General features: G+C 58.0%; 13 protein-coding genes. 4 read left to right on the top strand and 9 right to left on the bottom strand.

Annotated features, from left to right (window positions below; genetic code table 11):
• The first annotated feature begins 64 nt into the window (after positions 1-64).
• Positions 65-634, top strand: a complete 570-nt coding sequence (locus FNU79_RS07140) for a Uma2 family endonuclease (protein ID WP_143720189.1) — start codon at positions 65-67, stop codon at positions 632-634.
• Positions 635-640: 6 nt separating this feature from the next.
• Here the strand turns inward: FNU79_RS07140 and FNU79_RS07135 are convergent, their stop codons facing one another.
• Positions 641-1,375, bottom strand: a complete 735-nt coding sequence (locus FNU79_RS07135; RefSeq protein WP_143720188.1) for a YebC/PmpR family DNA-binding transcriptional regulator — start codon at positions 1,373-1,375, stop codon at positions 641-643.
• Positions 1,376-1,603: 228 nt separating this feature from the next.
• Here FNU79_RS07135 and FNU79_RS07130 point away from each other — a divergent pair, with 228 nt between their 5' ends.
• The gene (locus FNU79_RS07130) at positions 1,604-2,929 is read left to right on the top strand and encodes a DUF2330 domain-containing protein (protein WP_143720187.1); all 1,326 of its coding nucleotides are present in this window, start codon (positions 1,604-1,606) and stop codon (positions 2,927-2,929) included.
• A 58-nt stretch (positions 2,930-2,987) separates the two neighbouring features.
• A complete protein-coding gene (gene era, locus FNU79_RS07125; protein ID WP_143720186.1) occupies positions 2,988-3,905 on the top strand; it encodes a GTPase Era in 918 nt (305 codons plus the stop codon).
• Positions 3,906-3,926: 21 nt separating this feature from the next.
• Here era and FNU79_RS07120 read toward each other — a convergent pair whose 3' ends face one another.
• The 7 genes from FNU79_RS07120 to FNU79_RS07090 form a co-directional block, all read right to left on the bottom strand.
• A complete protein-coding gene (locus tag FNU79_RS07120; RefSeq protein WP_143720185.1) occupies positions 3,927-4,382 on the bottom strand; it encodes a protein-tyrosine phosphatase family protein in 456 nt (151 codons plus the stop codon).
• Between the two features lie 71 nt (positions 4,383-4,453).
• The gene (locus FNU79_RS07115; protein WP_143720184.1) at positions 4,454-5,227 is read right to left on the bottom strand and encodes an ABC transporter permease; all 774 of its coding nucleotides are present in this window, start codon (positions 5,225-5,227) and stop codon (positions 4,454-4,456) included.
• Complete coding sequence (locus FNU79_RS07110) at positions 5,227-6,168, bottom strand: ABC transporter ATP-binding protein (RefSeq protein WP_143720183.1); 942 nt, start codon at positions 6,166-6,168, stop codon at positions 5,227-5,229. Before FNU79_RS07110 ends, FNU79_RS07115 begins: the two co-directional genes overlap by 1 nt.
• 35 nt (positions 6,169-6,203) lie before the next feature.
• Complete coding sequence (locus FNU79_RS07105; protein ID WP_143720182.1) at positions 6,204-6,875, bottom strand: PIG-L deacetylase family protein; 672 nt, start codon at positions 6,873-6,875, stop codon at positions 6,204-6,206.
• A gap of 299 nt (positions 6,876-7,174) precedes the next feature.
• Positions 7,175-9,364 (bottom strand): S8 family serine peptidase, encoded by a 2,190-nt coding sequence (locus FNU79_RS07100; protein ID WP_225429930.1) that lies wholly within the window; start codon positions 9,362-9,364, stop codon positions 7,175-7,177.
• A gap of 11 nt (positions 9,365-9,375) precedes the next feature.
• Positions 9,376-11,673: an Ig-like domain-containing protein gene (locus tag FNU79_RS07095; protein WP_143720181.1), complete on the bottom strand. Its 2,298-nt coding sequence runs from the start codon at positions 11,671-11,673 to the stop codon at positions 9,376-9,378.
• 298 nt (positions 11,674-11,971) lie between these two features.
• Complete coding sequence (locus FNU79_RS07090) at positions 11,972-13,123, bottom strand: glycosyltransferase (RefSeq protein ID WP_143720180.1); 1,152 nt, start codon at positions 13,121-13,123, stop codon at positions 11,972-11,974.
• A gap of 69 nt (positions 13,124-13,192) precedes the next feature.
• Here FNU79_RS07090 and hisA point away from each other — a divergent pair, with 69 nt between their 5' ends.
• On the top strand, positions 13,193-13,939 hold the full coding sequence (gene hisA, locus FNU79_RS07085) for a 1-(5-phosphoribosyl)-5-[(5-phosphoribosylamino)methylideneamino]imidazole-4-carboxamide isomerase (RefSeq protein WP_143720179.1): 747 nt from the start codon (positions 13,193-13,195) through the stop codon (positions 13,937-13,939).
• Positions 13,940-14,012: 73 nt separating this feature from the next.
• Here hisA and FNU79_RS07080 read toward each other — a convergent pair whose 3' ends face one another.
• Positions 14,013-15,380 (bottom strand): anti-sigma factor family protein, encoded by a 1,368-nt coding sequence (locus tag FNU79_RS07080; RefSeq protein ID WP_143720178.1) that lies wholly within the window; start codon positions 15,378-15,380, stop codon positions 14,013-14,015.
• Positions 15,381-15,516: the final 136 nt, after the last annotated feature.

The following is a 15,516-nucleotide window of genomic DNA, read 5'->3' as shown; positions in this document are numbered from 1 at the left end:
TGTCAGGTATTGCGCTCCGGCTTTGGGGGTATGCTTTGGCCATGAGCAGCCCGGCCCCACGCCAATGACACAGAAAGCGTTGAGTGTTGAGGACTACTTGCGTACCGAGGAACTCAGCCCCGTCAAGCGTGAGTACGTGGGCGGATTCGTGTATCCGCTGCACGGCGCGGCGCGGGCACAGGCGGGGACAAGCAAAAATCATGTGACGATCACGGGCAATATCCACTACGCTCTGACACTCGCCAGTCGCCGCGCTGGATGCCGCCTCAGCGCTTCGGATATGAAACTGCGAATAGAAGACAGTAATGCTTTTTACTCCCCCGACGTGATGGTGGCCTGCGGCCCCGACAACGGTGAGGCGTATTTTGAAACGGAACCGTGTTTATTGGTCGAAGTCCTTTCCAAAGGCACCGCCAGCGTTGACCGGCACGCCAAATATCAGGCCTACACTGCTATCCCCAGTCTTCAGACTTATCTGATCGTGGAACAGAACGAGCGGCGGGTTTACGCCTACGGACGCAGCGTTAAGCAGTGGCAACTCAGCGAGTTGGTCGGGCAAGCCGATATTGCTTTGCCGTGCCTGAACCGCTCGCTGAGCTTGGATGAAATTTATTGTGGCGTGCTGGAGGGCTAAAGCACTTTACGCTTCGGCGTCTTCCGGCCACTCGGCGTTGGAATAGACGTTTTGCACGTCGTCCAAATCTTCGAGCGCTTCGATCAGCGTCATCAGCTTGCTCACGTCATCGCCGCTGACCGACACGGTGCTGCTGGGGACCCGTGAAAGCTGGGCGCTTTCCACTTTGAAACCTTTTTCGGTGAGGCCTTCCGAGACGGCGTACAAATCGTTGGGCGCGGTGCTGATCTCCAAACCTTCCTCACCTTCCTGCAAGTCTTCCGCGCCGAGTTCGATGGCGGTTTCCTGCGCGGCTTCAGAGTTTTCAGGCAAGTAGATCAGGCCCTTGTTTTCAAATTGCCACGCCACCGAGCCGCTGTTGCCCATGCTGCCGCCCTTTTTGCTAAATACACTGCGGACTTCAGCCACCGTGCGGTTGACATTATCGGTCAGCGTTTCGACGTAAAGAGCGGTTCCGCCAGGGCCGTAGCCTTCGTAGACGGCTTCCTTGTACTCGGTTGCCCCACTCTCGCTGCTAATGGCCCGCTTGATGGCGTTGTCGATATTGTCGACTGGCACATTGTCCGTTTTGGCGGCGGCAATCGAGTTTTTGAGGCTCAGATTGCCGGCTGGGTCGCCGCTGCCGCCGCTGCGAACCGCCGCCGTGATAGCCCGAAGGTGTTTGCTGATGGTTGCCGAACGCTTTTTGTCGTTGGCTCCCTTTTTCCGTTTGATTTGCGACCATTTGCTGTGTCCTGCCATGTCAGTCAGCAGTTTAGCTCATCTGAGCGGCACACAAGCGCCCTACCGCGTCATTTTTGGGAAGCCGATTTTTCAGGCCAGCGCTGTAAGCAGGGAAAGTTTCAGCTTGCTTTGCCACACTGTCACTCACACTGGCTTCTCACCCAAAATAATGCTCAGATGAAAGCGTAATCTCAGTTAGGTTTTGGCCCAATGGTTTCGTTCATTTTCGCTTCGGGAGGCCCATCCATGAAACGACTCAAGCGGCGCACCTACACCCTGCTCAGCTTCGCTCTGGCTTCGTCGGCGCTGGGCTTTTGCGGCTTTTTTGTGGCCAAGGGCGACACCAAGTTGTTTAACCGCAGCAATCAGGTGGTGATCGCCCGCGACGGCAACCGCAGCGTGTTTACCATGATGAACGACTATCAGGGCGACGCCAAGGATTTTGCCCGCATCGTGCCGATTCCGGTGGTGCCCAAGCGCGAGGATCTGAGCATCGGTGATCCCAGCATCATCAAAAAGCTCGACGCTTACAGCGCTCCGAGGCTGGTGGAATACTTTGACCAAGACCCGTGTGAGCCGGACGTGGTGTATGACGCGGTGCCTATGCCCAGCGCTGTTCCCGCTCCCCAAGCCAGTTCGGTGGCCCGCGCGGGCGCTCTGGGCGTCAAAATTGAAGCCAGCTATCAGGTGGGCGAGTATGACATCGTGATTTTGAGCGCCAAGCAGCAAAACGGCCTCGCCACTTATTTGCGCGGCGAAGGCTATAAGTTGCCCGCTGGAGCCGACGAGATGCTGGGCAGTTATATCAAAGGCGGCATGAAATTTTTCGTGGTGAGGGTCAATATGGAGCGCTTCGACAAGAGCGGTGGCGGGTTCCTCAATCCGATTGTGCTGTCTTACACTTCCGACAAGTTCATGTTGCCGATTCGCCTCGGCACACTCAACTCGCCGGGCGAACAGGACTTGACGGTGTATTTGCTTTCGCCGTATGGCCGGGTGGAAACCAGCAATTACCGAACCGCGCCGGTTCCCACTGACAAAGAAGTGCCGCTGCTCGTTCAAAATCAGTTTGAACCGTTTTACCGCCATGTCTTCCGCAAAGCCTACGAGCGTGAAGGCAAAAGCGTGGCTTTTATGGAATACGCCTGGAACACCAGCAACTGCGACCCCTGCGCGGGTGAGCCGCCGACGGCCGCCGAGTTGACGAAAGCGGGCGTGTTTTGGAAGCAGCAGGAAGGCTTCGGCGGCAGGTCGGTGCCGTTGCCGCCGCCGGGCCAAGGTTCTATCCGGCCGAGCGGAAACGGTGAAGCCAAGCCGGTGTTTCTCACGCGCCTGCATGTGCGCTATACCCGAGCCACCTTCCCTGAAGATTTGCAGTTCAAGCTGACCGACAACCAAGGCACCTTTCAAGGCCGCTATATTCTGCGTCACCCTGCTGAGGGCGGCAAAACTTGCGCGGCCACTAAAAGTTACACCGCTTCACTCAAGCGCCGAGCCGAGCTGCAAGCCCAGACGCTGGCCAATCTGACCGGCTGGGACATCAACCACATCCGGCAGCGCATGGCCGAGTAGGGTGGCCGAATAAGAGCGAAGCGCATTAGGAAGCGGCTGGCCGTGAGATAATGCCCACATGACGGATTTCTCTTCCAGAACCGACGCGCCGACCCGTTCAGGGTTCGTGGCGATTATCGGCAAGCCCAATGTGGGTAAAAGCACTCTCCTCAACACCTTTTTGGGCGTTAAAGTGGCTCCCACCAGCCCCCGCCCGCAAACCACCCGCAAAGGGGTGCGCGGCATCTACACCACCGACGACGCGCAACTCGTCTTTGTGGATACCCCTGGCATTCACAAGCCCAAAGACGCTATGGGCAAGTACATGAACAACGAAGTCGACACTGCCCTGAGCGACGTGGACGCGGTGGTGTGGGTGGTTGATCTGCGCCACCCGCCCACCGACGAAGACCGAATGGTGGCCCGCCAGATTCGGGATTTGCCCAAGGCGCTGACCTTGGTGGGCAACAAGACCGACGTGGCCAAATACCCCGACGAGGCCATGAAGCTCTACAAAGCGCTGCTGGAAGGCCGCGAACAGCTCAGCGAAGTGATGCTCAGCGCCCAGAACAATCCGGCGCGGGTACAGGAGCTGCGCGACCAACTTCTCTCGGAGCTGCCGGAGAATCCCTTTTTCTTTCCGCGTGGGGCCAGCAGCGACCAGAGCCGCGAGCAGTGGGCCGCCGAAATCATCCGCGAGGAAGCCATGAAAAAGCTGCGCGACGAGCTGCCTTATGCGGTGGCCACCCGCGTCAACTCGTGGACGGAGCGCGATGACGGGTTGCAGCGAATTGAGGGCGAGATCATCGTTGAAAAAAGCTCTCATAAAGGTATGGTCATCGGCGCAGGCGGCAAGCAACTACGCGAAATCGGTCAAGCGGCCCGCAAGCAACTCGAAGTCTTCCTGAACCACAAGGTTTATCTGGGTCTGGAAGTCATCGTGATCAACGGTTGGCGCGAAGACGTGGAGGCTCTGCGCGAGTTGGGATACGAGTAATAAAGTACCTTCACACTTTTGCTAAGAGACGAAGACAGTTTTGACTTTGATGGGTTGGCTAAGTTGAACCAATCGAGTCGTCTTTCCATCTGTCATCAACGCAGCAAATCGTACTACCGTTCCGTCATCTAACCGGATATTTAACTCAGCTGTGTAGCGTCGGTTGCCGTTGAGGAAGACCTCTTTGCTTATTGGAGCACTTCTATACACTTTGTCTCCAGCCAGAACATAAAAACTATGAGCGACCACATTGGACGGAATGGGGAGATCAGAAGCTAAGTTGATGATGGCAAATGTGGGACTCTTTTTGTTGTTTCCGCTATTGACTATTTCTGCTGTGACAGTGATTGTTGCTCCGTTTAAAGTGATGCTTGAAGGTGCAGATTCGATTTCTGAGCTTGTAGGGTTCGGGAGCGTGACTGTGTCGCAACCTGCCAAGAGCAGTGTGCCTGCCAGTAAGAAACCAAATTGTTTCACCAGTCAAATCTACACGAAAGCGGGCGAGGAGCCTTTCGCACTCCCGCCCGCTTCTCTTTGCCACCTACTTGTTACAAGTCTCGTTTCTCGAAGGCGAATATGGCCAGCACCGAAAAGCCGACCGTGTAAATGACCATTAAGATGATCGGCTGTGTCAAATCGCCCTGACGGCTGTAGAGATCGAGGTAAGTGGTAATCAAAATCTTTTGCAGCGCTTCTGGAAAGACCACCAACATATTCATGATCTGAATGGTGGCCAGCGTAGCCAGCGCCGCCGCCGCCGTGTTGAGGTACAGCACCGCGAACAGCAGGGCCAGCGCCGCAATCGGCATCAGCGCCAAGGCGTCGAGCAAAAAGGAGCGCAGCACCTGGCCAAACGCTTCGCCGCTGCTGAGTTGGCCCACACCCACAAACAGGCCCGGCCCCAGCCCGGTGCCGCCGCTGAAATCGCCGAAGCCGAAGCGCAGGCCCGCTACCATGCTGGCCACCAACAGCACGGTGAGCAGCATGGCCGGGTAAATCAGCGCAGTAATCAGTTTGGCGATGATAATCCGGCTGCGGTCGATCGGGCGCAAAATCAGCGGAGCCAGCGTGCCCTGCGAAATCTCGCTGCCGATCATCTCGGCGCAGGTCAGGGCCACCAAAAGCGGCAGCAAAAACTGGGTGATGGTAATCAGCGAGAGCGTCGGCACTTGCCAGCCGCTGACGATCACCAGGTTATACACTTCTTTCAGGCGCGGCGCGAGCGGCCAAATCCACGGCAGCAGCACGCAGATCAAGACGGCCAAGCGGGCGCTGCGGGCACCGAACAGCTTGCGAAATTCAAGAGCAATGAGAGTCAGCATCAGTTTTGCTCCACCCGTTCGCGGTAGTACTCGTAGAGGTCAAAATGATCGGGGCTGGCTTCAAACACCCGGATGCCTGCCGATGTGAGTTGCGAGAGCGCGTCAGGTACACGCGACTCGCCGCCGAGGTGGGCGATGGCGTAGGGCGTGCGGGTCGTCGCTTTTTTGACATAGGGCAGCGCCGAGAGAATTTGGGTGGCCGCCACCGGATCATCCACCCGAAAGCGGTAAGCCGCTTGGCGGGCACGCAGGTCCACCGAATCGACCATCCGCCCGCCGGTCAGGATGCCGACGGTGTGGGCGTAGGTGGCGATCTCGCGCAAGTGGTGGGTGCTCAAAATCACCGCGCAGCCGCTGGTGGCCAGCCCGGTCACGATCCGGTGAATCAGGCCGATGCCCAAAGGATCAAGCCCCGAAGTCGGCTCATCGAGGATCAGGACTTTGGGTTCGGCCAAAATCGCTGCCGCCACGCCGAGACGCTGCCGCTGCCCCAGCGAATACTGCCCCACCGGGCGGTCGGCCATGCGGGTGAGTTCGAGCAGGGCCAGCACTTCGCGCACCCGGTCGCGGCTGATTTTTTTGGTGCCGGGGGCCATCGCCGCGAGCTGGGCGTGCATGCTCAAGTTCTGCGAGCCGGAAAACTGCGGGTAAAACTTGGCCGGCGCTTCCACCACTGCGCCCAAGTTGGCGCGGGCACGCGGCCCGTCGTTGTGAACGTCGCGGCCCATGATCGTGACCTCGCCGCCGGTCGGAAAGGCGAGGCCAGTCATGCAGCGGATCAAGGTGGTTTTGCCCGCACCGTTGGGGCCGGTTAGGGCATAGACCTCGCCGGGTTTGACGCCCAGCGAGACCTCTTCGAGCACCACCTGATCTTTGTAGCGTTTCTGAAGGCCCTTGACCTCAATGGCCGGGCGTAAAGGAGCAAGTGAGGATTTCGTCACAGAGTCAGCTTAATGCAAACGAGCAGACGGGGTTCTTACACGCCAGTCGGCTTTTTTTCCACTTGAACTTGCTCCACCTCATAAAATGTTTCTTCCATGATGCGTTCAGGAAATTTGCGAATGAAATCCACGGTGCTCAGCGCTTGGGAGCGGTGGCAAGCAATTGCTTGCAGTTTGCGGGTGATGTGGCGGCTCACGTCGCGCTTGATATTGGGCGGAATCCACATGGCCAGGAGCTCTTCATTTTCCGGCGGCTTTTCGGAGGCATAGTACCACAGCTTGGGCCGCTCCTGTCGCGGCAAGCTGTCCCAAGCAGCTTTGACGGCCCGGTGGGCGGTGATGTGGTCGGGGTGGCCGTTGCTGCCATTGGGCGGAAAAGCCAGTACGGTTTCGGGTTGGTGGCGCTGCATGGCGTCGCGGGCGGCCTTGACCAGCGGTTCAAACGGCTGATCTTTAAGATACTTGTCGGGAAAGCTGAGCTGCTCATGCACTTGCATTCCGATCACATCCAAGCAGGCCCGTAGCTCCAACTCGCGCAGCTTGGCGAGTTCTTCGGGCGTGTCGCACAGGCCCAGCGTGCGTCCCGCTTCGCCGCGTGTCAGGGTCACGAGGCCAACCGTATGGCCCTCTTCAATCAAGTCCATCGAGGTGCCGGACGCGCTGTACACTTCGTCGTCGGGGTGGGGAAGAATCAGCAGGAGTTTCATCTGGTGCAGGATAGCTTGCAGCGCAGCTAAACATCAGGTTCTGATCAGGGGTCTCTCATTCGACCACCTAGGAGCGGCCGTCAGATCGCGAAGTTTTTCTAAATTTTGGGAGTGTGAATCCTAACTGTTAGCGCACAACGTAAACTGTCGGGGGCATATGCGTTTCTCTTTTAGCAGAGAAAGTATAGTTCCTTCGGTTTATGTTGTGCGCTGCCAACTTGAACTCGCTGGGTTTAGTCTAGATGCCTTTGGCTCATGTCATAAACCTATTTTGACATGTTGGCAAGCTATTAATAGATTTAATTTTTGTCGAGCGCCAGAACATATTTATTGAACGGGCTGTCATCCTCCGCACCTTCAGTTAGACTATCGCCATCATTTTCACCCAAAATAGTATAACTTGAAACTTCAAGGTAATACTTTCCATCGCTCGGCAAAGTGAAATCAATTTGTGAATCCTGAATTCCGCTTTCAAGGTCATCATTGAACGCGAGTTTCTTCCCACTGGCATCACGCAAAACCATGAACGAATCTAGAGAGCCGCCGATAGCGCTGCGGCCATTGACGCGGGCAGTGATCTTGTCGCCAGCTGAACCACTGAAACCATAAAAATCTACGTCTCTGGGCTTGCCGAAAATATAAGCTTGCTGCATTTTTTGGCCGTAGGCAATGGGTGTAGCAGTGGCCAAATCGTCATTGGGTTCATAGGGATCAACCGGATTGAGATTAACCAAGCCTTTGTCAAGCACGACTTTTTGAGTGTTGTTGACGGGCGTGCCAGATACAAAAGTCATGGTTGTTACGGCAGTGCCACGCTGGCCGGTGCTGTCGCCAGTTAGGCTGAGGTCATTGGCTCCAACGCGCACTGTGTACGTGCCGGGGGCAATTTCGTAAAAGCGGGCGTTGCCCTCGTCATCGGTTTGGGCAAAGTAAGTTTGGTGATTGATGGTGGTGTCCTGTGGTTCCAGAATCACGTCCGACAATACGCCTGGCACCTCACTGTTGCTCGGGTTTGTATTGATTCGCACCTGAACGTTGACATTGGCTCCAGCGGGGGGCAGTGCCTGACTACTGGTTAGACGGATTGCCAGTTTGTCCAAACGGATCAGGCCCCAGCCAGTTTCACGGTCAAAGCCAGATGGATTGCTGCCGACCGAGCCATCTGCGGTTTCTTCCATCAATCGTTTGACTTGATACGGCGTAGCTTTGGGATAACGCCCCAAAATCAGCGCGGCGGTGGCCGCCGTCTCAGGTGAAGAAAACGAGGTGCCGCTGATGAGTTGATAACCGCTGCCCGTCTGTGGGGTCACGCCAGTTTTACGGCTGCCGTCCGAGTTGATCCATAGCGGCGCAGCCAGCAGGATGTCGAGGCCAGGAGCCAGACTGCTGATGTGTTGTCCATAGGTAGAGAAGTTAACTTTCTGGTTGCTGCCGTCACCTGCCGCTGAAACGATGATACCGGGGTATTGAGCCGGTTGCTGCCATTCATCTCGTCCTGAATTCCCTGCCGAAACGACTACTGTGACATTATGGGACAGCGCATAATCCATTGCTTCTTTAATGACACTGCTGTACCCAGTACCGCCCCAAGAGTTGTTGAGGACGTTAGCGCCCTGATCCACCGACCAAGTAATGGCTTTAGCGAATTCGAAGTCGCTGAGTGCCTGTGGCTCGAAAATAGCGGCGCTAATAAATTTGGCTTCCGGTGCGACGCCAACAATGCCCTTGCCATTGCGAGTGGCCACCATGTCACTGGTCACAGCGGTGCCGTGTTCGAGGGCGGTGTCTACTTTGCCGTCCACTTTGCCATCAAAGCCGTCAATGGCGTTGATCCAGCTTTGGGCGTCGGTGTAGACCGTGTCGGTATGGGGATCGTAGGCTTTACCGGCCCAGTTGGCCTTCAGATCCGGATGGGTCACGTCCACCGGGTCATCGATGGTGCCGATCAAGACACCTTTGCCGGTAATACCAGCGTCCCAGGCCGCTTTTGCATGCATATGATTTTCGTCTAGGGTGTACTGCGGCAACTCGTCAAAGATCTGGTTGGCGTTAAAGCCCTGGCCAGCCAGCATAGCGTGGCGGCCCTGCTCAACGGGATCATTCTGGCTGGGCATTTGAATCAGCGGCTGGGCGGTGCTGACTAGGTGCTGTCTGACGAGTTGCTGAGCCAGCAGGAGGCTGTCTTGCTTACCGGCCTTGGTAGGCAGCTCAATCAGGGCGGTGCGGAGTTGAGGAATGGTGCTGATGATCCGCCCATTCACGGCCTGAGCGGCATCCTGGGCACTGTTGCCCTTGTACTTCACGACCAGCTGGTGGGTGTAGTAGATCACGCCCTTGGCAGTGGTGCCAGTTTGCGTTTGAGTCATGGCAATTGCTGCCTTGGGAGCTTGTGCGCTGGGCTGCGGCATGGTGGCAGACTGGATGGCGGGTTGGCTGCAAGCGGCGAGACTCAGCGCCAAGCCGAGGAACAAAGTAGAGCGTGTTTTCATCAGTATTTCCTTTAAGGCTTGGTGGTGAAGTCAAAGGACTGAGTAAATTCTTGACGGGTGCCGCCGGGTACGATTGGCGTCGATAAGCCATCGGGATCGCTGTAAATCGAGTAGGCCACGATGGGATTAGTCGGCAAGTCGTTTTGGCGTTTGAATGCATAAGCTTTGTTGATCAGCCAGCTGTAACGCCGATTGGGTTGCAGCGGAACGACATCACTGCCCAGAAGAGAGAGATCATATTGATGGGGTAAGGTCAAGGTGTTAGAAGCATTGTTGTAGCCGACAGCATTTTTATCCGGTGCGTTGCTGTCTCTGTAAACGTAATAGTAACCTTTACCTTGCAGATTGCTCAGTACTTGGGTTTCCAGTCCTGTCTTGGCGGGGTTGGTGCCTTTGAGAACTTGCAAGCGCTTAGCCAGCCAAGCGTAACTGCTGCCGAGTTGACTGTCAGCTACCCGCACATCAAATACGCTGCCGGTCGCTCCAATTTCAAAGGCTGAGTTGTGCAGGGTGTAATCGGGGGTCAAGCCGACATTCTGAGCATCCTCAGCGGGCGAGAGCAAGGTGGGCCTGAAGGCCGGCAGCACGTGGGTATAAACCGGCGCACTGGCCACCGGCTGGACACCCTGGGCTTCAACCTTGTAGTAGTAATCTTGATCCTGACCCAGGTTGGGAGTCAGATCACTCACTGAAACTGTCTTTTTCTGAGGATCGCTCTCGCTGGCTTTAACCGCTACCAGATTGTATGGGCCATTGACAGAGGACGCACGGTACACTTTAAAGCCCTCCGCAGGCTGATTATTCCAGGTGAGTGTGACCCAGCTGTTGGTGCCAATGGCTACTGACTGTGCCGAGATAGGATTGCCGGGCACGCTCAACAAGTAGTTGATCGGTTCAGCGAGGGTATAAGCCACGGCACTTACGTCAGTGGGTGCCGTCACACTTGGTGAAGCAGCACTATATGCCGCTTTAATAGGAATAAGATAGGAAACACGATTATAGTTGAAATCTAGGCCCACAACTTGCAAATAGAGATCGCCTTTCAAGCCTGAAAACGGGACTTTAATCACGCCAGTACCTTCACTGGTCGCTACTGAGCCAGGAATAATGTAACCAGGATCTTGGGAAGCTACACCATTGGCATCACGACTGTCTATCCAGTTACCCTGTGCATCAAACGTACCAACGGTCAGAATATAGTAACGCATAGGCTTCTGGTGCTGTGATTCGGGCGTTGTGGTGACTTTTACCTGTGCATTGTCAACAAAACTACTGCCGTCGTTGAGTATTGTCCCTTTGTCATCTTTGGAAATTTGAAGCTTGGGAACGTTGGTGGGTGCATAAGGATCATTGGCCACGAATTGACCGATCTTCAAGTTCATTTTGCCGCTGTCCTGAACATTCAAGCCAATAATCTCTGAACCGCCGTAATTCGATTTAGCAAATTGCAGATCGTATTTTCCGGCGGGTAAACCATTGAAGCTGAAATGGCCCTGATCATCAGTCACAGTCTGGACGAACGAATAAAATCTGAGTCCAGATTGAAAAAGTTTGACAGTGGAACCGGCCACTGGGGCGCTACGATTGGCCTGTACCACATTGCCAGAGAGCTGAGCACTGCCGGTTAAGCCAAATTTGGTATAGAAACTGGCTGTTCCAGAAATATTAGGATCAGCCGTGGATATAGCTGTCAAGTCAACGCTGCCAGATCTGAGAAAAGTGACTAGAACGCTATTGCCAGTAACTTGAATGCTGGCGAAGCTGGTGTCACTCACCTTCCATGTCACGGTCTGGACTGCGCCACCCGTCGTATTGACAACGGCGCGTAGCCGCAGCGTTGTGCCGGTCGTAACGGTCAAACGGTCTACGGTACTGTTGCCCTGAGTGGGATCGTCGCTGACGATGCTGACACTTTGTACTTGCGCGGTAACGGCGGCGGCTTGTACGGTCAGGGTCAAGGTCGACGTTTTGGTAGCGTCTGCTTTTGAAGTTGCGGTGATCATGGCGCTGCCAATGCCGACAGCAGTGATCTTGCCATTTGCATCTACGCTGGCTACTGCCGGATTGCTGCTGGTCCATCCAATTGCAGTGCTGGCTCCGTTTTTGACGGCGATTTGTGCGGTAATCTGCTGGGTCTGTCCAGGATTGAGCACCAGGCTACTGGCTCCAATGATACTGACTCCAGAAACGCTGGGGTTGGTGGTGTCGGTGATGGGCGGCTGAGTAACTGGAGCCGTCGTTGGTGAACTGCAAGCACCTAGCAGGAGCGTGCCTGTCAGGAGCAGAGCGGTCGAGTGCAGATAACGCATTCAGTCTCCAAAATGGGATTGACCGCCTACATGAGGCGGGGAGAAGGAAAAAAGATGAACAATTTTGGGGAAGGGTGTGTTGCTCGTGAAGTTTATGCAGCTTGACACAACTCTGTCAATTCATTTTTGCAAGTTTTAGGTTCACTTGCTAACAAGCAATGAGAAATGGCATACATTCAGAGCGAGGCTGATGAACAAAATTAAGGGAATTTCCGCCTGAACGTATCTGCTGCTCGGACTGTTGAGCGAATGCTGCCCCACTCATTTCTTTTCAGGTGGTCATTTGTCCCCGTATTCCCTACCGTTTGGAGAGCAAGCTTTCGTACACGTCCAGCAAAGCCTTGGCCCGCACCCTTAGGTCGTATTGCTGCGCACTGGCGCGGGCAGCGGCGCGGCGGCGCGGCAAGCTCGCGGGGTCAAGGGCGCTCAGGAGGCCCTCGGCGAGCGCTCCCGCGTGGGCCTCTCTGATCAGACCGTTTTCACCGAGCAGCGCACTGGTGTGAATCAGGTCTTCGGCAGCCGGACTTCGGGCGGCCACCAACGGCGTGCCTGCCGCCAGCGCCTCGATCATCGACATCGGCAAGACTTCACTGGTGCTGGCGGTGATGAACACGTCGGCGGCGGCCAAGAGCTGCGGCACTTCCGCGTAAGGCAGCGCTCCGGTAAAGACTGCTCCCTGCGGCCTGCGGGCTTCCAGCGCGGACTTGACCGGCCCGTCGCCCACCACCAGCAGCCGGAGGTCGGGGCGGCGCTGGCGGGCTTCGTCAAAGGCCCGCAGCATCACGTCCAGATTTTTTTCGGCGGCCAAGCGGCCCAGCGAAATCACCAGCGGGGCCTCATCCGGCACGCCGTAGCGCTCCCGAACGGCCCGGCGAATCTCTGGCGTGTCTGCCGCCTGAAACGCCTCCAAGTTGACTGGATTGGGCATCAGGGCCACCGAGCCGCCGTAGCCGTAATCGCCGAGCATCTCGGCCATCGCCCGCCCCGGCACCAGCACCTGATCCACGCTGCGGGCAAAGGCCGCCACATGCGCCCGCGTGAGGCTGCGGCTGACCCGGCGCGGCACCAGCGGCGCGTAGTGCAGGTACTGCTCGTACTGGGTGTGGGCGGTAAATACCACCGGCGTCTGAAAGCGACGCGCCCAGAAGCGGGCCAAAATTCCCGGCAAAAATGGGTGCATGGTATGGAAAATGTCGGTGCCCCGCAGCGGCAAACCCGCTACCGCTGGCGGATTGGGCCACAGCAGCACCGGATAATCGGCGGGCGTGCCCATCATGGTGCTGGGCAGGCGGTACACGCCGTCCTCAGCCGGTGGGCGGGTGGGGTGGTTGGGCGCGTAGATGCTGACCTCGTGGCCGAGTGAGCGCAAACCCTGCGCGAACAAAGCGGTGCTGGTCGCGACCCCATTGCGCGAGGGAAGATAAGTGGTGGTGACAAAGCCAATCCGCACGTTAGTGCTGAGTGTAGCGTGATCGGCGGCCCTATAACCGCTGCTGAGCGCTTCAGGTAGACTTGCCGCATGACCAGCTCTTCTCCAGCTCCTTCCTTCGCGCCGCTGATTTTGCCGTGCGTGGACATCCAACAGGGCCGCGCCGTGCGCTTATACGAAGGCGACCCCGAGCGCGAAACGGTGTATTTCGATTCGCCGCTGAAGGCCGCTGAGCACTGGGTGGCGCGGGGCGCGGGGATGCTTCACCTCGTTGACTTGGACGCCGCCACCGGACGCGGCGAAAATAAAGCCATCATCGCCGAGATCGTGGGCGCAGTGGGCGTGCCGGTCGAAGTCGGCGGCGGCATCCGTGACCACAAAAGCGCCGAGGCGCTGCTGCAACTCGGCGTGGCGCGGGTGGTGATCGGCACGGCGGCGGTTGCCCACCCCGAGCTGGTGAGCGAACTGCTCGCCGCGCACGGCCCCGAGCGGGTGGTGGTCAGCGTGGACGCCCGCGCTGAAGGTGGGCGCTTAGAAGTCGCCACCCACGGCTGGGCACAGGGCAGCGGCGTGCAGGTGGCCGAAATTACCGCCGACCTCGCCGGACGCGGCTTAGAGATTCTGATCTTTACCGATGTCAGCCGCGACGGGACTTTGCGCGGCCTCGACGCCGCTCTGATGGCCGAAATCCGCAAGTTGTGGATAAATACCTTGATTGTGGGCGGCGGCGTGCGCGACCTTCAAGACGTGGCCTTGCTCGAAGCCCTCAAAGTTCAGGGCGCAATCGTGGGCCGCGCCATTTATGAAGGGACGCTGCCTTATCCACTGCCGGTTTAGGACAGCGCTGGGTGGGCAGGGCAAATATGACAGACCGCTCGGCGGCAAGCCAAGCGCCATGTTCTGTGCCGTCTCAGAGCCGCGCCGTTCCGCGTCCCAGCAGCAAGGTGCCTAGTCCCCAAGCGCTGCCGATAATGGCTAAGCTTGCCGCCAGCGCTGGAATGCTCAGCGTGGCGCTGAAGGCCAGTAAGCCTGCCAGCGGGCCGGAGATGTCAGGCAACGCGAGGTGCAGTTTTCTGGCGACGCTGCGCCCCGCCGCGTAGACGCTGACGCTCAGGCCGGTGAGTGCCGCCAGTCCACTCAGCAGGGCCAGCACCAGTCCCGCGTCCGTCCAGCCGAACGAGAGTAGCAGCAGGCCCAGTCCACTGAGGCCCAGTCCGGCCAGCGTGCCTGCTGCCAGCGTGCGAATGGGAGCGCGGCGCTGGGTGCGGGCCAGAGACGCGCCCCAGCCGCCGCGCAGCAGTAGGGCAGTCACGGCCAGCAGCAGCCCCGCACCCAGCCAGCGTTCCAGCAGCAGGTGCGGCTTGGGATGCGTCGCGCTCAGCGCTGCCAAATGCCCTTGCAGCGGCGTGTTCTGGATGGCGTCCCACAGCGCGGGTAAAGTCAGCACGCCGGTCATGGCAAAGGCGAGCGTGCCCAGCCGCTGCACCGCTGGGGTGGGCCGCGCCACGATCAGCCAACTCAGCAGCGCCAACACCGCCACGCCGAGAAGGGCGGGCAGCGGCAGCGCGAACGGCGCGGCGCTGCCGAGGAGACCTAAGGCGCTGCTGGCCGCTTCATGGCCGCGCAGTACGGTGAGGCCGCCGAACGCCAGCACCACGCCCAGTCCGCCCAAGCCCGAAGGCCCGCCGGGTGGATTGAGCCGGGTGCGGCCCAGCGGCGGCAGCGTTTCATGGACGGGCGTCTGAGGAGTCGGGGCATTTGCTGGTGCGTCAGCCTGAGCCGCCTCCGCTGCCACCCTCGCCGCTAGCGAAAAGGCCAGCGAGCGCGGCAGCTCCGGCTTGGGCCACTGCCGCAGGAGTTGGGCGAGCGGGTCGGTTTCGTCCGCTTCTTTCGGTTGCCCGTCTCCAGTAATCCGCGCGGCGATGCTGAAGGCCACCGAACGCGGCAAGGCCGCTTGCTGCTGCACGCTGTCAAACCAGCGGCTGATGGTGATGTCTCTGAGAATTTCAGCGGCCAGCGAATGCGGCAAAGCAGGAGGAGCGGCGGCGCTGAGGACTTGCTGAGCTTGAATGTCTTGCCTTATTTTGGCGCTGAGTGAACGCGGCATCGGCGGGGTTTCGGCGCGGCTCAGCAAATGACCAGCCGCCGCCCAGCGCTGAGTTTCGCGCTGCTGCTCGGGGTCTTGCAGCGCCGCTTCAAGCTCGGCTTGCTCATGGGCGCTGAGCGTTTCGCCGTCCTGAGCGCGGTGCCACAAATCGCGCCAACTGTTCTGAGTCATGCTCTCACCGCCCTTTCGCCCCCGTTTCCTCACTGCCACACAAAGGCCAAGGTTGGCCCCATACCTGCTCTACGCGCCTTGGCCCCGCCGAGTTCCCGGCAGTAAGTTTAATGTTAAAGGGTTCAGGCAAATATGA

Origin of the sequence: Deinococcus detaillensis (assembly GCF_007280555.1) — a bacterium.
Lineage (GTDB): Bacteria > Deinococcota > Deinococci > Deinococcales > Deinococcaceae > Deinococcus > Deinococcus detaillensis.
The sequence above is the reverse complement of the archived record's forward strand: the minus strand, read 5'-3'. Positions and strand labels throughout refer to the sequence as shown.